Source organism: Vibrio sp. ED002 (assembly GCF_023277445.1).
Lineage (GTDB): Bacteria > Pseudomonadota > Gammaproteobacteria > Enterobacterales > Vibrionaceae > Vibrio > Vibrio jasicida.
This window is the reverse complement of record NZ_CP080238.1, coordinates 1,061,124-1,086,293: the sequence shown is the minus strand read 5'-3', so window position 1 is coordinate 1,086,293 and position 25,170 is coordinate 1,061,124. Positions and strand designations below refer to the sequence as shown.

The following is a 25,170-nucleotide window of genomic DNA, read 5'->3' as shown; positions in this document are numbered from 1 at the left end:
CGTTGCTCTACGTGCTCTAAAGTCGAGAAGTAAAGGATGAGAAGCAAACAGAATAAAGCGGTATTGTGTGCGTTTGTATCGGGTAGCCTATTTGGCGCTGCACTGGTCATCGCCATGTATATCCAGATTTGATGCCGTGCTGGCAAGCCGTACCAAAACTGAAAAATCAAATTGTACAAGGAGTAGGGTTGTTTTTAGCTCTGCTCCTTGTTAGTTTTAAAAGTATGAAAACGACATTCACACCTTCATCAAACTTCTTCTGGTGGCGCTCTAATTAGAGCGGCGCGGAATCTTTACATTCTTACGCTGCTGGACGGTAGCTAAGAGTGTCATGTCTTTTTATCTCCAGTAGCGATCTATTTTTATTCGGAGATAAGTTATGAACACCACACAAAACACTCAACAGCGCGAAATCATTCTCACTGGCGACCGAGCCACTGGCCCTCTGCATTTAGGTCATTACGTCGGCTCACTACAGCAGCGAGTTGCGCTACAAACTCAGCACGATCAAACCATTCTCGTTGCCGATATGCAGGGTCTAACCGACAATGCGCACAATCCTTCCAAGGTATCTTCCAATATCTTGAACGTCGTGGCGGATTACCTTGCCGTTGGCATCGACCCGATTCAAACCACCATCTGCTTACAGTCCCAAGTTCCGGCGCTGGCTGAGCTGACCATGTACTACAGCAACTTGGTTTCTATCGCACGTTTGGAGCGTAATCCGACGGTGAAAAACGAAATCCAAAGCAAAGGGTTTGAGCGTTCCATTCCGGCTGGATTTTTGACTTACCCAATCTCTCAAGCGGCTGACATTACCGGCTTTCACGCGACACTTGTTCCCGTTGGTGATGACCAATTGCCAATGCTAGAGCAAACCAATGAAATCGTGAGAAAGATAAACCATCTTGGCGGGAAAACCATTTTGAAAGAGTGTCGTCCACTACTCAGTGACGCGCCGCGATTGCCAAGCACAGATGGCAAAAACAAAATGTCGAAAAGCATGGGTAACGCAATCAATCTTGGAGCGACAGAGAAAGAGATCAGCGCAGCGGTGAAATCCATGTACACCGATCCAAACCACTTACGTATTGAAGACCCAGGCCAAGTGGAAGGTAACATCGTGTTCACTTACCTTGATGCGTTCCATACTGACAAAGCTTATGTGGAAGAGTTAAAAGCGAATTATCGCCGTGGCGGGCTGGGTGACGGAACAACCAAGAAAGTGTTGGAAGAGTGTCTGCAAGAGATGCTTCGTCCAATCCGAGAAAAACGCGCCATGTTTTTAGATGACAAAGCACAACTGATCGAAATCCTTAAACAAGGCAGCCAACGTTCACGTGAGAAAACCGAGCAAGTGCTATTTGATGTGAAAGGTGTGTTTGGCTTGAACCTGTTCTGAAGTTACGATCGAAATCCGGCTTGGCTCAAGGAGTTCAATTTGAATTCAACGGATTGGCATTTCTGATATAGGCACGATCTATTGTAGTGAGCAGTGCCTTTTTATGCTCTCAGTTTTCCTTTAAACTTATTGATAATAATTATCATTACGTTATGTTTGTGGTCTCAAATACACTTATTGTTGCGGAGACCAACATGGAACACTCGGATATTACTCAACTGCTTATTCCAAAGAGTGATTGGGCATCGCCTGATCTTTTTCTTTATGAAGGGGAAGACAAACTTCGTCTGAGCTTAGAAGGCGCAATTCAATACAGTGGATTGAACAGCATTGGTGGCGTGATTCTAGGCTTTAGGATGATCCAATACGCGGTGCAACTGGCGGCGGGTGATCAGTCTTTGCAACGAGATGGCATCAGTATTTATACCGCGTTCCCTGGTCGTGGTGCTCAAGATGTCTCTGAATACACATGCCGCGCTCTACGTGATAAACGTTATTGTTGCGATACCACATTGCACCACCCAGCAGCGCAAACCGGGCAACGTGGCCAGTTCCTATTTACGATTCGTTTGAATGAACAATCTATGGTGATGACGCCAGCGAACGGACTACCAAGAAAAAGCTACTTTGAGGCCGACCGACATTCGCAAGACAGCCGAGAAGCAGCATTGAAATGGCGCGATGAGAAGGTCAACTTTGCTAATACGCTCTTGAGCTTGCCTCCGGAAGAGTGCTTACGAGTGTTGTAACCCTTGAGTTGCAGCAAAGAATGAATAACAAAAGGTCGCTCGCTTTTAATTGAGCGACCTTCTTGTATCAAGCATTCGCGGGAACCTAGATTCCTAGTCGCGCCTAGGCTTGCTGGAATGACCCAGTTTAAGCTTTGAGTTAGTAGAAGGCTTATTTGTTGTCGATGACCACGCACTCAAACATTGTCATTGTCTAGAGCGAAGAAGAATGAGTACGGAATCTCATTACACACACATGTTTTAAATACCGTCATTCTGAAAAACGAGGGACGAGTGTAATTCAGAATCTACTCATCAAGTGCTGTTGAATCTTGGTGTTCTCGCAAATCCACAGCTTGTTGAAACTAGATTTCTAGTCGCGCTTCGGCTTGCTGGAATGACCCAGCTTAAGTTTTGGGTTAGTGGGGGAGGTATTTGTTGTCTTTACGCTTACACTCAAACATCGTCATTGCTTAGAGCGAAGAATGAGCGAGCAGGGAATCTCTCACTTCCAATTGCGCAGACAAACGAGCCGTTAGCCAGCGAAGAACTCGCGACGAAAATCCGCCACCTCTTGTTGGTAATAACGTTGCCACTCCGAGTCCGACAAACCTGCATGGCTGGTGGCTCTTTGTGTTGCCAGCTTGGATTCAAGTTGCTGCAACTCACTCTGATAATCGCGCACTTGCTGTTGTTGCTCGGCGACTTGTTGTTCGCGAGCGTGTATCTCTTCACTTTCTTGTTTAGAAAGGTAAGTTTGTTGAAGCTCTTCAATCAAAGCCTCGCGCTCGGTTTGGCTGACGCTATCCGGAATTAACGCCACTGCGCGTTCGTACTTTGCTTGCGCGCTGGCTAATCCTAACGTTTCCTCATTGCTTTGCCACTCTTGAACTAAATCCCCAAAGGCTTGCACGTAGTCTTGAGCAGGAGTCGAATTCAACTGCTCTGCCTGCAAACTAAAATCGTAAAGGGCAAACTCATCAGCAAAAATAACTTCGGCCAACTCACCCCATATCTTTCTTGCTTCCGCTTTGAGAAGAGCAACACGAGAGGCGAGCGATTGCTGCTCATCAAACAACAAATCACCCACACTTTGCTGCCACAAACTGTTTAGTTGATGGTAGTTCGCCAGTAAAGCAAACCGCTCACCCGACATATAGCTTTCCAGTTCGGCCAGCTTAGATTCGCAGTTATGGTCAGACATACACGTGTGCCAGAAGGTCTCTATCTCGGCTTTTAATGCACGACCTTTGGCGTCATTCAAACGTCCAGCAATGGCTTTAATTGGAGAAGGGGTATCTTTGGCTTTGGGTACGACTTTTTTACTGGCAGTTTGATTTGCTGATGAAGAAGAATGACCACTAGTATCTTGCTCAGCACGTCCTTCAATCACAGAAGAAAACGGCAACAAGCTTTCACGCTTATCACTCGCTATTGAGAACCAAATCGTGCCCGCCACAACGGCGGACACAGTAATTAACGCAACACGCTTCATGGTTTTATCACAGCGCTAACAGGGAAGTGATCCGACAGATTGTAATGCTTCCACAAACTCTCTGCGGTAGAGCGCGGAACGTCGACACGGTTATCGTTAAACGACTTCACGCCATACTCATTGCTCACCATCACGTAGTCGAGGTACTCCACATTCTCACCACCAGATAAAGCCTCTCCGGCAAAGTTATTGATTCGAGGATCGAAAGTCGAAGCGGTATAACCAGAGTACTGGGGCTCTATCGCACTTAAGTTCGCAATCATCTGTTGATAGTCATCAGGGAACTTCAACTTATTCACATTGAAGTCGCCAGTGTAAACCACAGTTTCACTCGTTGGGATATTCAAAGACTGAGCCATCGAACGCATCTGTTTAAATTGGCGTTGGCGATAGTCTCGTGCCGTGTCCGTATCAAAAGAGGCGGTATGCGTGGCAAACACATGGTAAGCCTGACCACCTTTGACTATCTCCGCATAATTCACGCCCTTGTCGGCAAAACAGTCGGTGCCGGTGCAATCAGGGAACACATATTGCGCCTGATTCACGATAGGGTAGCGGCTCACGATGATCACACCGCCGTCATAAATGTTGAAACCCTCTTTATCCAGCATTTTAGTCTGGTAAGGATATTCTTTTGCAAGTTCTCGTAAGAACGCATCACGACCATTGGCAAACACCTCTTGTAGTGCCAGTACGTCGTAACCTTTGACGTAATCAGGAATTAGCGCGTAACGATCGCCAATATGTGAAGCAATCGCAGGCAGAGCCCAGATGTTATAAGTCATCAGCTTCAGGTTTTGCTCATTATTATCCGTTGCTTCATCTACCTTGTTAGGGGTGATGGTGTAGTGCAAATCGTCGTACCGGGCTGTCTTGCTCGATTTGAATGCGAGCTCTGTATTGCGAATACCAAAAGATCCCGTATAAGAACGGTGGACGTTACGGTCATCTTTCAATGCTAAACCGACATCAGCAGCCGATAGGCCATATTCCATTGTCGAGTTATACCAATGGCCCTCCACCACTTGGTTGAGTGTGACACTCTCACCTTGTGGGTTAGACACCACGGTTTCAAAGCGATAGTTCTGGCCGGTTTTCACGCCTTCCCAGCGATTAAAGCTCAGTATCGATTTGGTTTCCCAAGGACCAAGTAATTGCACATGTTGCTGCCATTCTTCACCGTATTCCAGTAAATCGCTGCCTTCATGTTTTACCTGAATGGTTAACGGTTGGTCTGAGTTATTCGTAAGGTATACATCTGTGTCTGCCAAGCTCGGTAATGTGAGTAAGCCACTTAGCCCAACAATCCATTGTGTCAATTTCATCTGTCTGTCCATAAGTCGAATTAGAGTGATTATTCTTATTGATAATTATGACTAGCACGTTAAATATGGATGACAGAAAACCGCACGTCGGACTTTGATAATAAGTTGTGATCTTTGTTTTGTTTGAGATGCAAAATTGACCATGTTGTTTACCCGGTGCTGTTCGCTATGTATATGAAAATAAACGATTGTCACCATAAAAACTTCTTGTGAAAAATGAGAAGGTTTCACGCATATAAACCTGATTGACTGTGATACCGTTAGCGTATGTATCAGTTGGAAATTCGTCACTTTTCTCGACACGTTTTCCCACTGAGTAGTACACATACAAGGGTTTACTATGAGAGTTTTTGGACACATACCCGATACCGAAGTCGGTGACATGTTCGAAAATCGAGCCGCGTTAGCCAAATCTGGCATCCATCCACCAACGCAGGCTGGTATCAGTGGCGGCGCTAAAGAAGGCGCTGACTCAATCGTACTTTCCGGTGGTTATGAAGACGACGAAGATTTTGGCAACGTCATCATCTATACCGGAGCTGGGGGTCGTGACGAAAACAGCAACAAGCAAATTGCCGATCAAAAATTAGAACGCACCAACCTCGCTCTGGCTAGAAACAAGCTGGAGGAGTTACCCGTCCGCGTTACTCGAAGTCATAAACACCAAAGCCATTATTCTCCAACCAAAGGTTACCAATATGCGGGTTTATACCGCGTTGAAGACTATTGGTGCGAGCGTGGATTGTCTGGCTTCAAAGTATGGCGCTATAAACTTGTCCAAATTGATTCGGAACCTGCGGCAGAGGTGCAAGACACAACCAAAGCACGTTATGAGGTAACGTCCCGCCAAGCCGTTACGGTCAACAAGATCGTCCGAGACTACAAAAAGGCAAAGCAGGTAAAAGACTGGCATCAATACCAATGCCAAGTATGCGGTTTGGCCATTGATACTGGAGCAGGGTACTACGCAGAAGCTGCACACATTCAACCGCTGGGTGAGCCGCATCGTGGACCTGATGTGGTCGAAAATATCCTGTGCTTATGTCCAAATCATCACGTGATGTTTGATAACGGAGTGTTCTCAATTGCGGAGAATTTCAGTTTGATTGGCCTAGACGGACACTTAACGCTGAACAAGAAACACAAGATAGAACAGAAGTTTCTTCAGTATCATCGTGAGCATTATTTTAAATAAGATACAAAGGTAAACTTTATATGTCTAATAGAAGTGCTACAGATACAATAAAAGGGTATTTCTATCAATTTGATTTATCTATCGACCAATTACTCAAGCTAGACGATGAAGATAGTTATATTGATATAGAGAGGATAGAAGATCTTGATGTAACAGAATCTTCAGAAAAAATTGCAGTGCAATGTAAATACTATTCTAAAACTGAATATAATCATTCAGTTATATCTAAGCCTATAAGGCAGATGATTTCTCACTATAAAGATTCGATAGTAAACGATAAAAAAACAATAAAGTACAAACTATATGGTTATTATCGTTCAGGTCAAGACAAATTGAATTGGCCTTTAAGTGTAGATGAATTTAAAGAAAACTTTTTAACCTTTACTGAGAAAAAGAAGAAAATACGATTCCATGAAGAAATAGAGTTGTCAGATAGTGAAATAGACGAATTTATTAATCGTGTTCATATTGACATAAAAGCAAGCAGCTATGATGAACAATACTGTAATATAATAAAGTTATTATCTAAAATTTTTTCTTGTTCAAATTTTGAAGCCGAACACTACTATTATAATAATGCTCTTAATAAAATAAGAGAAATCTCTATCCTTGATGACGAAGAAAAGAGAAGAATAACTAAAAGAGAGTTCTTATCGTCAATAAATAAAAAGGAAATGCTTTATAATACTTGTTTTATAAATAAAATAGGTCAAGACGCGTACTTTAAACGTATAAGAAAACAGTATTTTACGTCAAATGGATTGAATACATCTCCATATGAGCGAGTATTTTCATTCTCAATTAAGGATAACGAAGATTTTTATGAAGTTAAGACGCTAATATTAAAAATACAACATAAATGGTCTAAGCTTTCGAAAAGAGATACAGATAACTCGTATTGTCCTTACATATATATTCATAATGCTAAAGAACAATATTTAATTAAATTGAAAAAAGTATTGAGAAACGAAGGTTTTAAATTAATAGATGGGTTTGATTTTTACGGGGATGATTTTAATGTATCATCCATCACCCAAAAAGCAACTTTTAATAATGAGATAAAAATAAAATTCTTTAATAGTGAAAGTAATTTATATGAATCACTAAATAAGATAATTAAGACAAAAGAAGTCTATCAATTTTATAATGACTCGCCATATTTAAAAATAGATGATAAATCAATTAGAAAGATTGATATTCAAGTTTCATGTATCAAGGATATTATGGAGATATGTTAATGTCAGAGAAAAGCATAAATGCAGAGGTAATCTCTGTTTTTCCAAATAAAGTTAGAATTGCAGTTGATGATCTAAATGACTTTAAAGCAGGTGAGTCATTGAAAGTTGGTTCTTATATCAGGGTGCCATCAGATGATGGCGAAACTGTGTTGATCGCTGTAATTGAAAGCTTTTCCATTGAGTCGCATCAGGATAAACCTCGTAAACATCTAATTGATGCAAATCCGTTAGGTATTATTCAAGATGGAGTTTTTATTCGAGGAGGAGATTCAATTGCTTTGCCACCAAAAGAAGCTGAACCAGCAACAGAAAGTGAAATAAACAATATTTACAAGGGTTCTATAAAAGAGTCAGAAAAGCTAGAGTTCTCGTCCCTTTCCAATAATAAAAATATCAGGGTTCCTATAAATGGGAATAAGTTTTTTAATAAACATATAGCAATTGTTGGGTCAACTGGATCTGGTAAATCTCATACTTTAACAAAAATTATTCAAACAGCAACTGAAGAAAAAGATGGTGAGTTTGCTTTAAATAACTCACATGTCGTTATATTTGATATACACTCCGAATATCAAACGGCATTTCCTGACGCAAATTTTATTGATGTTTCTAACTTAGTATTGCCATACTGGCTACTAACAAGTGAAGAGTTAGAAGAGTTGTTTTTAGACTCCGATTCGAATGATCACAATCAACGATTTATTTTTAGAGAGTCTGTAGTAAAAGAAAGAAAAGATAACCTATCTGGTAGTGAAGTAGATAAAGCTAAAGTACATTTTGATTCGCCACTTTTCTTTGATTTAGATAAAGTTTTGGAGAGGGCTAGAAGTAAAAATCAAGAACTGATCGATACTGGAGAAACTTACGCCTCTGGTGCTAAGAAGGGGCAAGCTAAAACAGTTCAAGGCAGTTTATATGGTAAACTAACTAACTTTGTTAATCGATTAGAGAATAAAATAAATGATAGCCGATTAAGCTTTCTTTTAGGAGAAAAATCAAAAAATATTTCATTTGAAGAAACTATAACTAATTTACTTGGTTATAAAGACAAAGAGAATCACAATGTTACGATAATTGATTTAAGTGGCGTTCCTTTCGAAGTTTTGAGTATTACAGTTTCTTTGATTTCAAGACTAATGTTTGAATATGGCTACTATTACAAAAAGATTAGATGTGAATCAAATAAGAATGAAAAAATTAATAATGATATTCCTGTTTTATTAGTTTACGAAGAAGCTCATAAATATGTCCCTAATAGTGATTTAATAAAGTATCGAGCCTCAAAAAGATCAATCGAAAGAATAGCAAAAGAAGGTCGAAAATACGGTGTAACTTTGCTTTTAGCAAGTCAGAGACCATCAGAGATATCAGAAACTATTTTCTCTCAATGTAATAATTTTGTTGCAATGAGACTCACGAATCCAAGCGATCAATCATATGTAAAAAGGTTGCTTCCTGATACTTTAGGAACGCTAATTGATACAATGCCTTCATTAAAAGCTGGAGAAGCGCTACTAATTGGTGAATCGATAGTGCTGCCTTCTATTGTGCAAATAGACCCTTGTGATGAGGATAAACAGCCATCTTCAAACGATATCCCTTACTGGGAAATATGGAAAGAAGAATGGAAAGAGCTAGATATCGAAAAAATTAAAGCAGAATGGGTTAAGTAGAGATAGGTTTTGTGCAAAAAGCCAGACACATGTCTGGCTTTTTTCTTTCTAATTAACAGACTTTATCTTTGATATTTCAATCAGTTGTGTAACGTTTTCGGAGAGAGGTAATCTGAAAATCTGGCAATTGGTTTATAAATTAGAGTATAAATTCTATTTCCTGAACTGGCTTCATAAATTTTATGCAACTCAGTTCTCCGTATTGATTGTAAGGAATATAACAGTGCCCTCAAATATATAACTAATCAATGAGTGTCGTTATGTCTCATACCCGTCTATTCCCACGTCATCGCTTGGCGCTAGCTTGCATGCTTGCCAGTGTTTCCAGTTTCTCATTCGCACAAGAGCAGTGCGATATTCCTGATCTTCAAAAAGCGTCTGATCTTGCCTTGGCCGTTTCTGAAGCGACTCATCATTGCTATGTTGCTTGGTTCTCTGCACCTGCAGATTCACTAAACGAGATCTACAGTGAAGCGAGTTTAAGCCGTATTCAAATCGCGTTAAACCAAGCCATTGCAAGTTACCGCGGTGAGGCGGAGCAAGCGCGCAAACTCGAAAACCTTGGTGAGTTTGTGCGTGCGGCTTATTACGTTCGCTATAACGCGCAACTGCCGGATTTCTCTGAGACATTAGGCCAACGTTTTGCTCAGTCGATTAATGCGTTCTTAGCGAATCCACACGCGCTAGACCAAGGACGCGAGCAAGTAGGAGCGATGAAAAGCCTGACGTTGATGGTCGACAATGTGAAGCAACTTCCTCTAACGATGGAAGCACAACTTGCGGCACTGCGTCACTTCAATCGCGAAACGGCACAAGATACACAGTGGGTCGATGGGTTGAATAACCTCTTTCGTGCTATGTCTGGCCATGCGGTACGAGACGATTTTTATCGCTACATGGCAGACCATAATCAGCATATAGAAGTACTGATAAAATTCGCTCAGCAAAATGAGTGGGCACTGGATACCGACGCAAGTTTTCTGGTGTATAACGCGGTGCGTGAAGTGGGGCGTATGCTTGCCAGTCCTTATTCTTCAACTCGTACTGCGGCATTGAGAGAGATGCAACGAGTGATGGAGCAATACCCGCTGGGTAGCAAGCATGACAAGCTATGGCTAGCCGCGGTTGAGATGATGGGGTACTACGCACCAGAAGGTTTAAACGGTCTGGACTTAGACCAAGCCAAGCGCGATCTGGCAGCGCGTGTACTGCCGAATAGGTATGAGTGTGACGGCCCGGCAATCATTCGTTCGCAAGACTTGACTCAAGCTCAGGCCGTGGAAGCGTGTGAGGTTTTAGCAGCGAAAGAGGTGGACTTCCATAAAGTGGCGAATACAGGTCATCAACCCGTAGCAGACGACAACAATGAACGAGTAGAAGTAGCGGTGTTTGCTAGCAAGGCGAGTTATGCGGACTACTCATCGTTCTTGTTTGGCAATACCACCGACAACGGCGGTCAGTATCTGGAAGGCAACCCAGCTGAAACAGGCAACGTGGCGCGCTTTGTGGCTTACCGTTACAACAATGGTGACGAGCTTTCTATTCTTAACTTAGAGCATGAGTACACGCATTACCTCGATGCGCGATTCAACCAATATGGCTCGTTCGGCGATAACTTGGAGCACGGTTACATTGTATGGTGGCTAGAAGGTTTTGCTGAATACATGCATTACAAGCAAGGCTACGATGCGGCGATTGGCTTGATTGCAGAGGGCAAGATGAGCCTGTCTAAGGTGTTTGCGACCACTTACTCTCACGATACTAATCGCGTTTATCGCTGGGGCTATCTCGCGGTGCGCTTTATGTTGGAAGAACATCCGCAAGAGGTAGAAAGTTTGCTTACGCTTTCTCGTTCTGGTCAGTTTTCTGAGTGGGCTAGGCAGGTCCGATTGCTGGGTGAGCAATACGATGGTGAGTTTGAACGCTGGTTAGATTCTGTCTCTAATGAGTCAGAGCCACCTGAGCCGAATCCTGATCCAAATCCGGGCGAGCCGACAGAACCTTCTGACCAAGTTATTAAGCTTACCGCGAACCAGAGCGTGGTGCTGAGCGGTGCGGCTTACAGTGAGCAGTTGTTCTACGTTGATGTGCCTGAATACACGACTCACTTTGAAGTCGAGATCCAAGGCGACGCTCAAGGTGATGCGGATTTGTACATGAGCTTTGAGCAAGAAGCGCATTACTACGATTTCGAATTCAGCCAATATGGCGCGGGCAGCAATGAGATCGTGACGTTTGAGCCAGAGCCATCGGGCTACATCAAGCCGGGCCGTTATTACCTGAGCATCACAGGTCGTTCTGAATTTAATGCGGTGACGCTAAAGGCCTCATTGGAAACTGAGGCGTCAACACCAACAAAGCCGGAGCGAGATGATTTAACGCCTGTGGTATTAGAATCGGGTAAACCGCAGACGCTCACGGTACTCGAACGACGTTATGCAGCGGTTTATGTACCGCAAGGTGTTCAAGAAGTGCGTGTATGGCTAATGGATACAAACGGCAATGCTGACAATGGCGATGTGGACTTGTACGCGAGCCAAGCTTACTGGCCAACCGCAGATCAGCATGAATACGTATCTAACTACAGGGGCAGTAATGAGTTTCTGCAAATTCCAGTGACAGAGGCGGGCTATTTGCACTTCACGTTGGATGCGCCGCAACAAGGGGATGAAGTTGAGATGATGGTTTACTTTCACTGACCGTTACTCTGAACCAGTATCGATGTAAAACAAAGCCGGACACTGCGTCCGGCTTTCGAGTTTAGATGTCTCGATGCTCAAGACTTTGGTCTGTTTAGATTGGGCTCTCGATTTTTGTCTTTTTAGTGACTTTCGCCTGTTTGATGACTTCGCCATCGGCAGAATAGGCCAGTTTGCCAGCTATGTAGGTTGCTTCGACGTTTCTCTCATCGCCTAACATCATCAAAGCAAACAGCTTGTCTTCTAAGCTTTTAGAGTGCTGGTAACGCAGCTTCTGCAAGTCTGTTGCTGCCCAGTTGAGGACAACGAAATCAGCTTCTTTTCCTGCTTCAAAATTGCCTATCTTGTCTTCGAGGCTGAGTGATGTCGCCCCGCCCAATGTAGCTAAGTACAAGCCTTTAAATGCGGACAGTTTCTTACCTCGTAACTGCATGATTTTATAAGCCTCATTTAAGGACTCTAACTGAGAAAAACTAGTGCCTGCGCCTACATCGGTGCCCAAGCCAACGCGTACATCTTTCTGTTCCGCTTTTTCTAAATCGAATAGGCCACTACCGAGGAATAGGTTGGAGGTAGGGCAAAAGGAAATGACGGAATCGGTACGCTGAAATGCACTCCATTCTTTGTCGGTCAGGTGAACGGCATGGGCGAAGATAGAACGCTTGCCAGCTAATCCTTAATGTTCGTAAACATCGAAGTAGCCCTCACGGTCGGGGAAGAGCGACTTCACCCATTCGATTTCATTTTTGTTTTCTGACAAGTGGGTATGCACATAGACATCTGGATACTCAGCTTTGAGTTTCCCAGCAGCCGTTAATTGTTCGGGCGTCGAGGTAGGGGCAAAGCGTGGAGTAATGGCGTATTGCAATCGTCCTTGGTTGTGCCATTTTTTGATCAGGCTTTTGCTTTCTTGATAGCCCGTTTCAGGTGTGTCGAGTAGGTAGTCTGGCGCGTTGCGATCCATCATGACCTTCCCCGCAATAAGACGCATGTTCTTATCTAACGCTTCCTCAAAAAGCGCTTCCACCGATTGTGGATGAACAGTGCCAAACACTAATGCGCTGGTGGTGCCATTTTTCAGCAGTTCATTGATAAAGAACTGAGAGATGGCTTTGGCGTGGGCTTTGTCCTCAAACTGTTTTTCCGTTGGGAAGGTGTAGGTTTCTAACCATTCCAGCAGCTGCTCACCATACGCGGCAATCATCTGAGTTTGTGGGTAGTGGATGTGTGTGTCGATAAAGCCCGGCACGATGAGTTTTCCCCTGTGATCGACAATCTCTTGGTACTGTGTCGAATCGCTTTCACTGAACGCTTTGATGGCTTTGATATGACCATCTTCAATCACTAATAAACCGTCTTCAAAATACTGATAGGCATCGGGAAGGTGTTCAACTTTGGCTGGATCGTTGATGAAATGTAATAGGCTAGAGCGGATTGCGGTGATGTCCGCCGCCGCTTGAGAAGAGAAGAAAGCCGTACCGAGTAAAGATAGAAGGATCGCGTTTTTGTTCATAAGTCACTCCATTGAATCGTTTAAAAATCCATGGTTTTTGACTTATTCGAGCAAGCCCTTGTCAATAGAGTGTAACAACCGAAAACCATTAAAAGCGAAGTGACTATTGCGAGATGTATGCCAATCGACGACAAAGTGGTTAATGCTAAGCAGTACAAGGTTTGATGGCGAATTCAAAAGACAATAAGTAGATATTCACTACCCATGATGGTGAGGAAAAACAGACAGTTGAACCGATGTGGTGCATTTCATGCTTTGCTAATAAATGACCTTGGGCTGCAACTGTGGCACTCGGCAAGGCGGCTGAACTCAAAGGTATTCCGATAATTTTTCAAGGGCGCTAATCTGAGTTTAAATAGCTCATTGCCTTCCCGCTTTTAGATAAGTCCACAAGACGAGGCTTTCGTGATTCGTCTGTTACTTACAGGCAATTAACAACCCAAGGAACGCCATAGCGACGGCAAGGATAGTGACCGTATTTATTCAATTTTTTGCTCTAGTGCCTTCTGAGCTAGGTAAACGTCAGCTCTAGACGCATGTAAACTTGCGTATTTTTTCTGTAGTAAGGGGCTACACGGCAAGTTGGCTACAGTTTCCAACGATTCAGGATCTACCCTAGCCGTGCATGTTAAGTATATCAATGCTACTTATTTCTTACAGTGCTGTTGAGTCTTTTAGTTTCTTGCTGTTCTCTGCGAACCCATTTGCCACAAAGACAAAGTGATACCTTGGGAATCTAACCTCAACTTTGTGTTTTTTTCGAAACTCATTAGTAAAGAATTTAGATCCCACCTCCGTCCTTGGTGCGAAGTTCTTAATCCCGTAAGCATTGACTACGCACATAAAGTTGACTTTCTGACCATTCACTGTGCCGACAATCTCGTCATAAGCGCAGTTTTCAATATCTGGATAGGCGATTCGAATCATACCCACCAGTGAGCCATGCTGATTCCTGAAGTCGATGTAGGCAAACTCCTCGTCTTCCTTCTGAGATGTAAGCCCAATGAAATCATCTAGTGTGTTGTTGTTGTTGACCATCTCGTTTCGGTCTGGTGATACTGACCACGTGCTCGCCATCCCCTCATATACGCTTTCTGAAATGATGCCATAGCTTCGCTCAAAAGCGTTCGCGCTTGTTGCGACAATAGCTGCCGTTAGTAGTAGTGCTTTATTTAGTTTCATTGCTTCGCCCTTCGTCTTCATAGTCAAACTCTGTGTAATCAAAGTCAGCGTCAGGTTCTGGTATTTCAACACAAGACCAATCTGGATGCGTTTCTTGGTCTTCTAGCTCTTTCTGGTTCGGCTCTGTTCTTGCCATCAAATCGTTAAGAAGTCTTTCTTCTCTCGATACGGTGTGAGAGAAGAAGATCCAGATGCAGACTAGAATGCAGATTACAATTATCCACGCGCCTACCACGTTGCCCCCCTTACTTCTAGCGAGCCCACATGACCACCAGTTGAAGCGTAAGCATGATCACGTTGTAAATTGCATATCCGCTCATGGCTTTTCGGTATCTGCGCTCAAATGGCGTACTTCCTGAGTTTGTGAATTTATAGTCATTAAACAGGCGATCGTGCGCCATGAATATTGATGCTGAGTAAATCACGAAATATGCGGCTAACACCCCGTTAGGCGCTCCAAATACGCGAGCTATTGAGATAAGAACCGCGCCGCCAAGCGGAATTGTTAGCACTCCGGTGATCACCGCAAGTGCGCGTTTAAATGTGCTTAATTCGTTATTCATGGTTTCTATTTGTTAGTTGTAATTCAGTGTTAAAAAGGTAATTCGATAATCAACGGGCAAACCTCAAAGGCGATTGCTACTCTTTTCATTTGGAAGCCTTGGAACAAACGTCATTTATTACCTTTTTGGCGTACTCTATCTCTGTAATGCCGATCATTCCCGAAGCTGAAACAAACGTCCCTTTTGCATAGCCTAACGCCCACATCATTCCGCCAACCGTATCGACGTCTGATAGGTTATTTTCTCTTTGTATATCTGCGGTGATTTTCAAAAACCGCTCGTACTCTTTTGAGTGAATATCTCTTGTGACTATCACCGTTGCTGTGTGGCAAAGAGTCTGGTTTATATAGCGCTGACTCTGTGAGAAAGGGAAAAGCGTATTCTCTGCGCTTGCTGTTGTGGCGAAAAGTGCCAGTAATAGTGCTAATTTTTTCATTTTGTCTGCTCTTCAATTGCTTGTTCTACGAATGGGAGTGCGGCGTTCTGGCATTCAAGTGTTGTTACGTCATTTCCACGGCTCAAGATGCTCAAGGCACTAAGCACGAAAATCAAAGCTAGAAACTATTTCTTCATCTTCATCACCCAAAGTACGAGTAAATCCAATAGGGAACGTCGAACACCAAGCTCCAAGCACCAACAATGGATGTGATCGGCGCAAAGATCACCAAGTGATAAAAGAATCAGGATTGCTGCTGCAAGGAAGTTAGCCATTAGTCTTCTCCGTCCACTAGGTATTGGATTCCTACGTAAAACTCCGGGTGCTCTTTACTAACCTCTGTCTGCATGTAATAACAATCGATGTAAGGACGATAGGTTTTGCACACCACGCCAAGGCTAGATAGGGTTGCGAAGATCCCTTTTTCTCTCGCTGCCTCTAATACTACTTGCTCGGCTTTTTTCTTTACTTCCACATCTAGGAAAGAGGGCATAGTCACAAGGAATTTATTAAACTTGCGTTTAGGTTGGTTAGCTTTCATGTTGTCTCTAATTAGTTCGCCTACGCTCTAATGGTGTTCTGGTGACTTCAACTGAGTCAGTGCGAATAACTGACCATTGAGTGCTCTATTTAATTTTTTTCTCCAATCCCTGTGTTCCTTGCTAAACATGATCCGATGGATAGCTCCCTTATTTCTGACCTCTGCTGTTATCTCCGCAGAACGAAAGCTTTGGTTAATTGCCTTCGATGGGCTTTGTTTGCCATCAACCCCTAACTTTGAGATAAATCAAGCCTGAACCTCTCTGTCTTTCATCTCTACTTCTCACTTCTCTTTAAACTTCTGAGCAACCAAGTAATCTCGGTTCAAGCCGGCTTCTTTGATTATTGACTCACGAATTCCGATCTCTTCACGCTTGGACGACACATCTCCCATTAAGCTGTCGCACCCCAACAACTTCCTATAGAGTTCATGGTTGAGACGCGAAATTTCGTCGTCTTTTTCACTGACTTGTCTTCCCCAGAGAACTCCGAATGCAACTGAAACGAGTAGCCAAATAATGTTGATCATATTTAACCTTGTTGTTTTTTGGTGTTAGTAGTCGACCTCGATAGTTATCGGGTAAGCCTTCCAAGCTCCAATCGAATTTTCACGAGCCTGCTTTAACTGAGTCTCTAGTGTGTCCACCGCATATCTTTGGTGTATCCGTGACCGCTAAAAACGTTGGCAATATCATCCATGCAGCTCTCTTCACCTTTTTGTTTTTCTTAATTAGTATTGCGCAGATTTAGCCGTGTGAGGCGGTTCCAACGGTTGTGCCGTATCCAGTAACAACGAAAGTGCATGCACCGCGCATTTTCTTCTCTGCGTCGATGCTCTTTGTCAGCTTGCCTTCGCTCCAAAGATTGTTTTCTGCCTGCTGCTTTACTTCGATGATGTGTTGCTCAATAGACTCAAATCGAAATTCAGATACGACTTGAGTGCCTCAAGCCGTGCTGTGTAGTTTGTTTCGCCAATGTCTAATGTGGCTTCTGTATTAGGGGGGATTTGGCAGCCAGTTAGTTATGTGGTTGCTACAGCGATTGCTAATGCTGTCTTTTTTCATGCTTCTTCCAGTGTTCTTGAGAAGTCCTTTTCAGAAAGATGTCAATCCATAACACCTATAGGTTGAGAGTCTTCTATTTACCTTCGATAGAAAACATTTGTCGCAATTATAAAGAATGTTTATAAAGCTGCATTTACTTGAGGGTTATTTCTGGCGATTTTCAGGTTCGATTGACATCGAATCCAAGTAGTGAGACTGGGCGTCAAGGGGGGCTTGGCTAAGTGTTTCAAAAGATAAGAATAGGCCTACGCTTGTGAGTGTTAATGTAGGACGCTTGCGGTCAGTATAGATACTTGTCCTAGCATCCCAAATGTTGATTTTTACACCTTTACGACAGTTGTGATTGCGTTTCCCACGCTGACTTGAGCATTAAATCTTTCAGGTTAGTAGGTTAAGAATCTTACGCTTGCTTTCCAAAACAGCGTAAAGATAGAAGGATCGCGTTTTCTCATAAGTCACTCCATTGAATCGTTTGAAAATCCATGGCTTTTGACTTATTCGAGCAAGCCCTTGTCAATAGAGTGTAACAACCGAAAACCATTAAAAGCGCAGTGACTATTGCGAGATGTATGCCAATCAACGACAAAGCGGTTAATGGTAAGCAGGACAAGGCTTGAGAGCGAATTCACGAGACAATAAGTAGGTATTCGCTAACCATGATGGTGAGGAAAAACAGACAGTTGAACCGATGTGGTGCGTTTCATGTTTTGCTAATAAATGACTTTAGGCTGCAATAACGTTGTCATGTTTGGTCTATAAGTTGTGCGACTTGAAAGCCCAACTGCATGGCGGGCAACGCAAACTTTTAGATTGGAACCCCATGACACGAGCAGTAAATCAAACCGATGAAGCCATCATCAAATTGTTGCAGAGCCAAGGCCTTATTAAAAGCGAAGCTGAAGCGCGATTAAAGAAAGACGTGTACCGTTTACACCCGAGTGAAATCGAAAAAGTGAAAAATTACGCTCAACACTTTGGCATTAGTGCGAAAGAGAAATTGATTGATGAGATTTTAGATCTTCGACGTGAAGCGTTAATCAAGAAAATCTCCCGCCAAGAGACTGCTTTTTTTAAGTAAAGCGCCTTCAAACTATCAAAGACATTTGATCGCCCCTTAGTGTGTAAAAGTAAGTAAATAAGAGACATAAAGTGGGTGACTGGTTTGACACATATGGAAATGCGTTTTAGTTTTCGAACCAATCAATCTTTGTCATGAATGAGTATAGATAGCGGGATATGGATTCAATCACACAAGCTGCACTAGGAGCGACCGTCGCTGGCGCAATCGCAGGTAAACGCTGTAACGCGAAGGTGCTACTAATGGGGGCTGCCCTCGGAACCTTGCCAGATCTGGATGTGATTCTGGACTATGGCGATGCCGTGCAAAACACAATTAAGCATCGTGGTTTTAGTCACTCTTTACTTGTTTTGCCTCCTTTCGCTTTGCTGATTTCTTGGCTCTATTGCCGCTGGCGACCAGATACGTTTTGGACACTTTCTCGTGTGTTCTTTTTAACCGTGAGCGTGTTCGTTACCCACACTTTGCTGGATGCAATGACAACGTATGGCACGCAGTTGATTTGGCCATTTGAGGGCTATTTTGAGCTGCGGAACGTGTTTATTATCGATCCGCTTTACACGCTGCCTTTATTGCTGGCGATTGGTGTGGCTCTGTTTTCCAAAACTCGCGGCGGACGCTGGTGTCAGAGCGTGGTGTTGATTTCGACGCTTTATCTTGGTTGGGGTTACGCATCGCAGCAAATGATCGCGTCTCGCGTGGAACAAAACTTGAGTGCGCAGAACTTACCTAATCAACAAGTACTGATCACCCCAACACCGTTCAATACCGTTTTGTGGCGCGTCGTCGTAATGGATGACGGCCAATACTATGAAGGTTTGGCGTCAGTCCTCGATGGTAGTGACCACATTGATTTTGTCTCGCATCCGCTTGGGAGTTGGCCATTGGAAGACAAGCCAGACACATTGAAAGGGCTTAAGGCTTTCTCTCACGACTACCTAAACTACCGTATTGAAGACGATGCGTTGATTGTGACTGACTTACGTTTGGGTATGTCCAACAACTTATCGTTCGAGTTTATCTTTGCGGAGAAGGGGAAAGATGGACAATGGCAGTTGTTGGAATCGACGGAGCGTTACCCAAGTGAACGTAGTTTGGATTTACTTGGCCAGCTTTGGGAAAGGCTGAAAGGTGACCAGAGTATTGATGCAAATTTACAACGTACTGAGTTGAGTGCGCGTTCTTAGTTTGCGTGTATGAGATCCCCAACTCGCACGTGCCTCGCTCTTGAGGATGAAGATACGAGATACTGGATTAGATACAGAAAAGCCGGACGTGATGAACTGACCCCCAATAGTTGGACACTAATTATTGGGGGTCTTTTTATGTCCAAATATAGCCGCGAGCTAAAATGTGTCATTGCTAAACAATGCTTAAATGGTACGTCATCTAGTTATTTAGAAAAGCAATATTCAGTTTCTTCGAGACAGATTCGGTATTGGGCCCAAGTTTTTGCTATCCATGGTGCAGCTTCATTTTTACCAACTAAACATGCTGTTTCTGCTCAAACAAAGCTAAAAGCATTAAATTTAATGTGGACGAATGACTGGTCTCTCTCGCACACTAGCGCAGTATTTAACCTCTCGTCCCCTGGGATACTTTCTGTCTGGCTCAAAAGATTTAACGAGCTCGGTATCAAAGGGCTCAAAATTCGCCAGAAAGGAAGACCTTCAATGAAACAGCAGCCTCAACGTACCACTAAACCAGATAATGAAATGACACTTGAGGAGCTAAGAGAGGAGTTGATCTACTTACGAACCGAGAATGCTGTTCTAAAAAGTTGGAAGAGTTGGAGCAAGAAAAGAACCGTCGAACAAAGAAAAAGCGGTCATAGCTCTAACTCTTAAAGGTAAGTACCCACTGAAGCACCTGCTGCAAACTCTGCAACTGGCGAAAAGTGTCTTTTATTATCAGGCTCAAGCGAGCAAGCGTACTGATAGTTACGAAAGTGAACTGCGGTTGATAAAGTCAATTTATCATGAGCATAAGGGGCGATACGGCTACCGCCGTATTCACTTGGAACTAAAAAAGCGAGGCTTCATGTTGAATCACAAGACGGTTCAAAGGCTTATGGCTCAGCTAAACCTTAAATCAACGGTCAGGATTAAAAAGTACCGTTCATATCGAGGTGAGTCTGGAAGAACGGCTCCCAACATACTTGAAAGAGATTTTAGTGCGTCCCAGCCAGATGAAAAGTGGGTAACTGACGTTACGGAGTTCAAAGTCAAAGAGCAGAAAGTGTACTTGTCTCCGGTTGTCGACTTGTTTACTCAAGAGGTGGTTGCTTATAGAGTAGCTAAAAATGCCTGTTTGCCGCTTGTCATTGATATGTTGACGGAAGCGATATCAAAGCTTAGACCGAACTCAAAGCCAATTATACATAGCGATCAAGGTTGGCAATATCGGCATCGACAATATCAGCAAAAAATCGAAGAGAGTGGGTTAATACAAAGTATGTCGAGAAGAGGTAACTGCTTGGATAATGCTGTTGCAGAAAACTTTTTTGCTTTACTTAAAACAGAGATGTATCACAACCAGAGCTTTGAAGATGCAGATACTCTGATAGAGCAAATTAAAGAATACATCGAGTACTACAATACCAAACGTATAAAGGTGAAGCTAAAAGGCCTGACTCCGATAGAGTATCGAACTCAGGCCTTGAAAGCCGCTTAACAGAAATGTCCAACTTTACGGGGTCACTTCATGATGTCCGGCTTTTTGCTATTTAACGTTAGGCTGCAGCCTATGCCGTTAACACTGGAACGCCACTGTGGAATTTGAAATCTTCATCTGGTGTTGAAATCAGTGCTGCTTCAATGCGACCGAATTCCGCCACACGCTCGCTGATGTCTTTACCCGCTATTTGCTCTGCCAGAATCAAGTAATCTTGATAGTGACGCGCTTCTGAGCGCAATAGAGAAACATAGAACTTCGCGATATCGTCATCCATGTGCGGAGCCAGTTTGGCGAAACGTTCACACGAACGAGCTTCGATGTAGGCACCGATGATGAGCTTATCAATCAACGTTTCTGGCTCGTATGTCTTCATGTGCGAAATCAGCGTTTTGGCATAGCGGCTTGCCGGAATGTTTTTGTATTCCACACCACGGCTTTCCATGATTTCTAGAACTTGGTAGAAGTGGTGTAACTCTTCTTTGATCAGCAGCACCATCTTATCAATAAGATCTTGGCTGTATGGTGAATCCGACTTAGCAATGATCGCTTTGGAAATGTTGCTCTTACCTTTTAAAGTCTCGAGTGAGCCAGTTTTTCGGTAAGCGAAGTCCTCATAAGGTTTGAACCAATCAAGTAGGGCAAGTGAGCTTGCGTCGTCTACTGCGTATTTGCGGATTAATAGCATAGCAGACTGACCTGCTTTGAGTTCACACAGTAGGTGATCTACTAAAATCGTTGGCAGGTTTTCGGGTTTCTTTGCTTCCTCAACCCATTTATCTGGGGTGCTGCATTGCAAGAATTGGTTAATGGGAGCAAGAAGGTCCTGATAGGCGTCGAGATTAATCATTTTAGTTCTTAGTACGTTGTATTCTGTTTTGGTGTAACCATCGGCATCTTGAGCAAATACAAGATACAAAAAAGGCCGCAAACGCAGCCTTTAATCGAGCAGTGCGAAAAGCTTGTGGAGAGTTTACCACTTTTTCTTTTCGCCGAAGAGCGCATCCATATCACTGTCGCGTTCTTTATCGGCAAGCTGCTGCATTTCTGCTTCATTCTTGTCTTGGCGTTTCTTGTCTAGGTCACCAAGCATTTCTTCCAGCTTTTGTTTTGCTTGAATCGAGTACGCATCGTTCTTTGTACTTAGGGCATCAATGCCTTTACGAAGCAGTTGCAATGCGGTGCCAGGTTGGCCACGAGCAATAGAATCGTTCGCTCGCTTGATAACGTTTTCGATGTTAATACGAATCTGCATAGTTTCCAGACGCGCGTTCTCTGTTACGTAAGTTTGCGTATCTAAACGGCCTTTGTTGTGCTCATTACGAACTGCATCACGAAGGCGTTTGACGAGCTTTAACATGACAATGGCTTGTTTATCGCTGCTCGGCATCTTGAATGTGGTGCTTTCGCCGTTTGCGCTGCTCTCATTCAATTGAGAAATTTGCTGCTTCATGTTTTCGATGCGCTGAACGAGCTGCTTGTTCTTTGGATCAAGGTCGCGCATGCTTTCGAGCGCATCGAGAATACGGTTGTTAAGACACAGCAGTAAGTCCTTGCTGAAAGGAATATGATGAGCGTGCCCGATGAGCTCTTCAGTACCGTCAATCAGCGCCACATAGCGAGCAGACTCCTGTCTTTTCGCGGTCTCTACTTTTACCTTGTACTGCAACATGATGTTATAGCCAAGGATCAATACCAGTAGGATGGCAACCAAAGCGATTATTAAAGTCAAATTCATATCTTTGCTTCTACTACTTGTTACTTTTCTGTGTCCAGCGTTCAAGAATACATGAATCTTATCTTTCTCGGCACCCTATTTATCTGATTATTTTGCTCCAAACACGTTTTCCTGTGGAAATCAGCAGGGAATGCGGTGAGCTCCTGAAAAAACCTATTTTTAATGATTCAACCCTTTGCATATTGGCAGCGTTGAACGACCTTGCTATGAGCTTCGGGTATAAGTTAGAAATTACTGTTCATTTAGTTGCTAACACGTTATAACTAAACATTATATCGTGTGCATTCATATGCTCGGGAGGGCGGCCACGATGGGTATGACGTTATTATCTCGATAAATGAGTAAGGGATTACGATGAAGCTGCAACAACTGAAGTACATTGTTGAGGTTGTGAACCATAATCTGAATGTTTCTGCGACGGCAGAGAGCCTATACACATCCCAACCGGGTATCAGTAAACAGGTACGTTTGCTGGAAGATGAATTGGGTATTCAGATCTTCGAACGAAGTGGTAAACACTTAACGCAGGTGACACCCGCTGGTGAAGAAATCGTGCGAATTTCTCAAGAGATCCTCGCTCGCGTTGAAAGCATTAAAGCGGTCGCAGGGGAGCACACCCACCCTGAAATGGGTACGCTGAACATTTCTACTACACATACCCAAGCACGTTATGCGTTGCCTGATGTGATTAAAGGCTTTACAGCGCGTTACCCGAAAGTGTCACTTCACATGCACCAAGGCACACCATCCCAAATGTCTGAGGCTATCGCGAAAGGCACGGCGAATTTTGCGATTGCAACGGAAGCGCTTCACCTTTATCAAGATGCGATCATGCTGCCTTGTTACCACTGGAATCGCTCTATCGTGGTACCAAAAGACCACCCACTAGCGAAGAAAGATAAAGTAACGATCCACGATTTGGCGGCGTATCCGCTGGTGACTTACGTGTTTGGCTTTACGGGTCGCTCGGAGCTTGATACCGCATTCAACCGAGAAGGTCTAACACCACGAGTAGTATTTACCGCTACGGACGCAGATGTCATTAAGACTTACGTTCGTATGGGGGTTGGTGTTGGTGTGATTGCGAGCATGGCAGTCGATCACGACCAAGATGGCGATTTGGTGGCGATTGATGCGAGCCACTTGTTTGGTGCGAGTACGACCAGCATTGGCTTCCGTCGCGGTACGTTCTTACGCTCTTACATGTTCGACTTTATGGAGCGCTTTGCGCCGCACTTGACTCGTCCGGTTGTGGAACAGGCGATCTCGCTTAAATCCAATACGGAAATCGAAGAGATGTTTAAAGACATCGAGCTTCCGGTCAGATAACACTTCATTCAAGTTTCGATTCCCTCTACAATGCGCTCGTTGTAGGGGGAGCTATGAAAACGCAATTTCAATTTATTAATGACTGCTTAATCGAGAATCAATCGTTGTGGCGATTTGAGCCCTTTAAAAGCAGCATTCACGCATCATTACCTTGGCAAGAGCAACACCCTCAGCTGTGTCAATGGTTAGCGTCTCTTACTCCTTCTCAGATCGAAGAATACAAATCAGAACCTGAGCTTTTATTTAAAGCGATCGGAACTTGTTTACCTGATCTTGAACCGCTCGCCGCTCTTACTCGCTTAGAAACCCTTTCATTAAATGGATTGGAGCTTGCTCGCGGTTTAGACAGTGGTATTCCTGGCCGCAAGTTGGAGCAAATAAGTTCGATGGGCGAAGCGGCTATTCAACATCATCACGGCAAAGAATGGTTAGAGTGGTGTTCAGGAAAAGGCTATTTAGGGCGAATTCTTACCACACAAACGAACCAGCCAGTGACGAGCTTCGAATTCCAACAAGCGCTGTGTGATTCAGGGCAACAAGCGGCGAATGAACATCACTGGAACATGACGTTTATTCAAGGTGACGCGTTTGATTCTGCGGCAAAAGCCGTGTTCAAGCCGACACAACATGCGGTGGCGTTACACGCATGTGGTGATCTCCATGTTCGATTAATGCAGTACGGCAGCGAAAACGGCATCGCCGCGATGACAATCTCGCCTTGCTGTTACCATTTGATTCAGTCTGAGCAATATCAGCCAATGTCGGAGCAGGGCAGAGCTTCTTCTCTTTCTTTGTCCAAGCAAGAGCTTCGTATTCCTTTACAACAGACTGTGACTGGAGGTGAGCGTGTACGCCGTCATCGTCAGCAAGAAATGGTGTTTCGCTTAGGGTTTGATTTGATCACGCGACAAGCGTTAGGGTTGACCGAATATCAACGAGTGCCGAGTATTCGTAAGTCGCAATTAAGTGATGGTTTTGAATCTTTGTGCCATTGGGCCGCAGAGCGAAAGGATATCGAGTTGACTCAAGATATTGACTTCTCGAAGTTCGAATATTTGGCTGAGCAGCGTTTTTGGCAGATGGAGCGTTTGAGTTTGGTTCAGTTGGTATTTCAACGACCATTGGAGATTTGGCTTGCTTTAGATAAAGCACTTTATCTTGAAGAACGTGGTTACCGTGTTAGATTGGCAGAATTTTGCGCTAAATCAGTTACACCTCGAAACATTTTAATTTGCGCTTATAAGTTTTAGATCTTTTTTATAATTAAATGCTCTATACAAAAAAGCCCACTTCTCAGTG

Annotated in this window: 23 protein-coding genes and 1 pseudogene; 12 read left to right on the top strand and 12 right to left on the bottom strand. The window is 43.6% G+C overall.

The features are described 5' to 3' along the window. The first annotated feature begins 379 nt into the window (after positions 1–379). Both trpS and ITG12_RS05095 read left to right on the top strand, forming a co-directional pair. Positions 380–1,402 carry a tryptophan--tRNA ligase gene (gene trpS / locus ITG12_RS05100; RefSeq protein ID WP_038875645.1) on the top strand — a complete coding sequence of 341 codons (1,023 nt, stop codon included), beginning with the start codon at positions 380–382 and terminating at the stop codon, positions 1,400–1,402. Positions 1,403–1,596: 194 nt separating this feature from the next. Then, positions 1,597–2,151, top strand: coding sequence for a hypothetical protein (locus tag ITG12_RS05095; RefSeq protein ID WP_248873793.1), 555 nt, complete (start codon positions 1,597–1,599; stop codon positions 2,149–2,151). A 514-nt stretch (positions 2,152–2,665) separates the two neighbouring features. Here ITG12_RS05095 and ITG12_RS05090 read toward each other — a convergent pair. Together ITG12_RS05090 and ITG12_RS05085 are read right to left on the bottom strand one after the other, a co-directional pair. Then, a complete protein-coding gene (locus tag ITG12_RS05090) occupies positions 2,666–3,625 on the bottom strand; it encodes a chromosome partitioning protein ParA (RefSeq protein ID WP_248873792.1) in 960 nt (319 codons plus the stop codon). After that, entirely contained in the window at positions 3,622–4,950 is a 1,329-nt protein-coding gene (locus tag ITG12_RS05085; RefSeq protein WP_248873791.1) for a sphingomyelin phosphodiesterase, read from the bottom strand. Before ITG12_RS05085 ends, ITG12_RS05090 begins: the two co-directional genes overlap by 4 nt. Before the next feature lie 340 nt (positions 4,951–5,290). Between ITG12_RS05085 and ITG12_RS05080 the strand changes: the two genes are divergently transcribed. The 4 genes from ITG12_RS05080 (at position 5,291) to ITG12_RS05065 (ending at position 11,755) form a co-directional block, all read left to right on the top strand. Then, positions 5,291–6,145, top strand: coding sequence for a YDG/SRA domain-containing protein (locus tag ITG12_RS05080; RefSeq protein ID WP_248873790.1), 855 nt, complete (start codon positions 5,291–5,293; stop codon positions 6,143–6,145). A gap of 20 nt (positions 6,146–6,165) precedes the next feature. Then, positions 6,166–7,383, top strand: coding sequence for a DUF4297 family anti-phage-associated protein (locus ITG12_RS05075; RefSeq protein WP_248873789.1), 1,218 nt, complete (start codon positions 6,166–6,168; stop codon positions 7,381–7,383). Beyond that, positions 7,383–9,056, top strand: coding sequence for an ATP-binding protein (locus ITG12_RS05070; RefSeq protein WP_248873788.1), 1,674 nt, complete (start codon positions 7,383–7,385; stop codon positions 9,054–9,056). The genes ITG12_RS05075 and ITG12_RS05070 overlap by 1 nt, the downstream gene beginning before the upstream one ends. Before the next feature lie 260 nt (positions 9,057–9,316). Continuing rightward, complete coding sequence (locus tag ITG12_RS05065; protein WP_248873787.1) at positions 9,317–11,755, top strand: M9 family metallopeptidase; 2,439 nt, start codon at positions 9,317–9,319, stop codon at positions 11,753–11,755. Between the two features lie 94 nt (positions 11,756–11,849). Here the strand turns inward: ITG12_RS05065 and guaD are convergent. The 8 genes and pseudogenes from guaD to ITG12_RS05025 form a co-directional block, all read right to left on the bottom strand. Beyond that, positions 11,850–13,268: pseudogene (gene guaD / locus ITG12_RS05060) on the bottom strand (guanine deaminase). Between the two features lie 654 nt (positions 13,269–13,922). After that, positions 13,923–14,450, bottom strand: coding sequence for a hypothetical protein (locus ITG12_RS05055; RefSeq protein ID WP_248873786.1), 528 nt, complete (start codon positions 14,448–14,450; stop codon positions 13,923–13,925). After that, positions 14,437–14,586, bottom strand: a complete 150-nt coding sequence (locus tag ITG12_RS05050) for a hypothetical protein (RefSeq protein ID WP_248873785.1) — start codon at positions 14,584–14,586, stop codon at positions 14,437–14,439. The genes ITG12_RS05055 and ITG12_RS05050 overlap by 14 nt, the downstream gene beginning before the upstream one ends. A 115-nt stretch (positions 14,587–14,701) precedes the next feature. Further along, complete coding sequence (locus ITG12_RS05045) at positions 14,702–15,013, bottom strand: hypothetical protein (RefSeq protein WP_248873784.1); 312 nt, start codon at positions 15,011–15,013, stop codon at positions 14,702–14,704. A gap of 85 nt (positions 15,014–15,098) precedes the next feature. Continuing rightward, positions 15,099–15,449, bottom strand: coding sequence for a hypothetical protein (locus ITG12_RS05040; RefSeq protein WP_248873783.1), 351 nt, complete (start codon positions 15,447–15,449; stop codon positions 15,099–15,101). Positions 15,450–15,574: 125 nt separating this feature from the next. Further along, positions 15,575–15,724 carry a hypothetical protein gene (locus ITG12_RS05035; protein ID WP_248873782.1) on the bottom strand — a complete coding sequence of 50 codons (150 nt, stop codon included), beginning with the start codon at positions 15,722–15,724 and terminating at the stop codon, positions 15,575–15,577. Beyond that, positions 15,724–15,990 (bottom strand): hypothetical protein, encoded by a 267-nt coding sequence (locus ITG12_RS05030; protein WP_248873781.1) that lies wholly within the window; start codon positions 15,988–15,990, stop codon positions 15,724–15,726. Before ITG12_RS05030 ends, ITG12_RS05035 begins: the two co-directional genes overlap by 1 nt. A 282-nt stretch (positions 15,991–16,272) precedes the next feature. Further along, positions 16,273–16,518: a hypothetical protein gene (locus ITG12_RS05025; RefSeq protein WP_248873780.1), complete on the bottom strand. Its 246-nt coding sequence runs from the start codon at positions 16,516–16,518 to the stop codon at positions 16,273–16,275. A 1,355-nt stretch (positions 16,519–17,873) separates the two neighbouring features. Here ITG12_RS05025 and ITG12_RS05020 point away from each other — a divergent pair. The 4 genes from ITG12_RS05020 (at position 17,874) to ITG12_RS05005 (ending at position 20,804) form a co-directional block, all read left to right on the top strand. After that, the gene (locus tag ITG12_RS05020; protein WP_038867037.1) at positions 17,874–18,131 is read left to right on the top strand and encodes a hypothetical protein; all 258 of its coding nucleotides are present in this window, start codon (positions 17,874–17,876) and stop codon (positions 18,129–18,131) included. Positions 18,132–18,289: 158 nt separating this feature from the next. Then, positions 18,290–19,318 (top strand): metal-dependent hydrolase, encoded by a 1,029-nt coding sequence (locus ITG12_RS05015; RefSeq protein WP_104037290.1) that lies wholly within the window; start codon positions 18,290–18,292, stop codon positions 19,316–19,318. 138 nt (positions 19,319–19,456) lie between these two features. Further along, positions 19,457–19,978 carry a transposase gene (locus ITG12_RS05010; protein WP_248873779.1) on the top strand — a complete coding sequence of 174 codons (522 nt, stop codon included), beginning with the start codon at positions 19,457–19,459 and terminating at the stop codon, positions 19,976–19,978. Then, positions 19,962–20,804: an IS3 family transposase gene (locus tag ITG12_RS05005; RefSeq protein ID WP_244179738.1), complete on the top strand. Its 843-nt coding sequence runs from the start codon at positions 19,962–19,964 to the stop codon at positions 20,802–20,804. Before ITG12_RS05010 ends, ITG12_RS05005 begins: the two co-directional genes overlap by 17 nt. A 70-nt stretch (positions 20,805–20,874) precedes the next feature. On the opposite strand, the gene ITG12_RS05000 is transcribed toward ITG12_RS05005, so the two are convergent. Then, positions 20,875–21,654 (bottom strand): tRNA isopentenyl-2-thiomethyl-A-37 hydroxylase MiaE, encoded by a 780-nt coding sequence (locus tag ITG12_RS05000; protein ID WP_042605013.1) that lies wholly within the window; start codon positions 21,652–21,654, stop codon positions 20,875–20,877. Positions 21,655–21,777: 123 nt separating this feature from the next. Further along, a complete protein-coding gene (locus tag ITG12_RS04995) occupies positions 21,778–22,542 on the bottom strand; it encodes a hypothetical protein (protein WP_038867041.1) in 765 nt (254 codons plus the stop codon). A 354-nt stretch (positions 22,543–22,896) separates the two neighbouring features. On the opposite strand from ITG12_RS04995, the gene cysB reads away from it, so the two are divergent. Further along, positions 22,897–23,871, top strand: a complete 975-nt coding sequence (cysB, locus tag ITG12_RS04990) for an HTH-type transcriptional regulator CysB (RefSeq protein WP_038867045.1) — start codon at positions 22,897–22,899, stop codon at positions 23,869–23,871. A gap of 53 nt (positions 23,872–23,924) precedes the next feature. Next, entirely contained in the window at positions 23,925–25,121 is a 1,197-nt protein-coding gene (locus ITG12_RS04985) for a methyltransferase (RefSeq protein WP_248873778.1), read from the top strand. Positions 25,122–25,170: the final 49 nt, after the last annotated feature.

Bases quoted from the DNA above. Each gene is read 5' to 3' on its own strand.
- ITG12_RS05040 (WP_248873783.1), bottom strand. From the start codon at position 15,449: ATGAAAAAATTAGCACTATTACTGGCACTTTTCGCCACAACAGCAAGC.
- ITG12_RS05075 (WP_248873789.1), top strand. From the start codon at position 6,166: ATGTCTAATAGAAGTGCTACAGATACAATAAAAGGGTATTTCTATCAA.
- ITG12_RS05045 (WP_248873784.1), bottom strand. From the start codon at position 15,013: ATGAATAACGAATTAAGCACATTTAAACGCGCACTTGCGGTGATCACC.
- ITG12_RS05035 (WP_248873782.1), bottom strand. From the start codon at position 15,724: ATGGCTAACTTCCTTGCAGCAGCAATCCTGATTCTTTTATCACTTGGT.
- ITG12_RS04995 (WP_038867041.1), bottom strand. From the start codon at position 22,542: ATGAATTTGACTTTAATAATCGCTTTGGTTGCCATCCTACTGGTATTG.
- ITG12_RS05025 (WP_248873780.1), bottom strand. From the start codon at position 16,518: ATGATCAACATTATTTGGCTACTCGTTTCAGTTGCATTCGGAGTTCTC.
- ITG12_RS05050 (WP_248873785.1), bottom strand. From the start codon at position 14,586: ATGGCAAGAACAGAGCCGAACCAGAAAGAGCTAGAAGACCAAGAAACG.
- ITG12_RS05080 (WP_248873790.1), top strand. From the start codon at position 5,291: ATGAGAGTTTTTGGACACATACCCGATACCGAAGTCGGTGACATGTTC.
- ITG12_RS05010 (WP_248873779.1), top strand. From the start codon at position 19,457: ATGTCCAAATATAGCCGCGAGCTAAAATGTGTCATTGCTAAACAATGC.
- ITG12_RS04985 (WP_248873778.1), top strand. From the start codon at position 23,925: ATGAAAACGCAATTTCAATTTATTAATGACTGCTTAATCGAGAATCAA.
- ITG12_RS05090 (WP_248873792.1), bottom strand. From the start codon at position 3,625: ATGAAGCGTGTTGCGTTAATTACTGTGTCCGCCGTTGTGGCGGGCACG.
- ITG12_RS05015 (WP_104037290.1), top strand. From the start codon at position 18,290: ATGGATTCAATCACACAAGCTGCACTAGGAGCGACCGTCGCTGGCGCA.
- ITG12_RS05030 (WP_248873781.1), bottom strand. From the start codon at position 15,990: ATGAAAGCTAACCAACCTAAACGCAAGTTTAATAAATTCCTTGTGACT.
- ITG12_RS05085 (WP_248873791.1), bottom strand. From the start codon at position 4,950: ATGAAATTGACACAATGGATTGTTGGGCTAAGTGGCTTACTCACATTA.
- ITG12_RS05020 (WP_038867037.1), top strand. From the start codon at position 17,874: ATGACACGAGCAGTAAATCAAACCGATGAAGCCATCATCAAATTGTTG.
- trpS (WP_038875645.1), top strand. From the start codon at position 380: ATGAACACCACACAAAACACTCAACAGCGCGAAATCATTCTCACTGGC.
- cysB (WP_038867045.1), top strand. From the start codon at position 22,897: ATGAAGCTGCAACAACTGAAGTACATTGTTGAGGTTGTGAACCATAAT.
- ITG12_RS05000 (WP_042605013.1), bottom strand. From the start codon at position 21,654: ATGATTAATCTCGACGCCTATCAGGACCTTCTTGCTCCCATTAACCAA.
- ITG12_RS05055 (WP_248873786.1), bottom strand. From the start codon at position 14,450: ATGAAACTAAATAAAGCACTACTACTAACGGCAGCTATTGTCGCAACA.
- ITG12_RS05095 (WP_248873793.1), top strand. From the start codon at position 1,597: ATGGAACACTCGGATATTACTCAACTGCTTATTCCAAAGAGTGATTGG.
- ITG12_RS05070 (WP_248873788.1), top strand. From the start codon at position 7,383: ATGTCAGAGAAAAGCATAAATGCAGAGGTAATCTCTGTTTTTCCAAAT.
- ITG12_RS05065 (WP_248873787.1), top strand. From the start codon at position 9,317: ATGTCTCATACCCGTCTATTCCCACGTCATCGCTTGGCGCTAGCTTGC.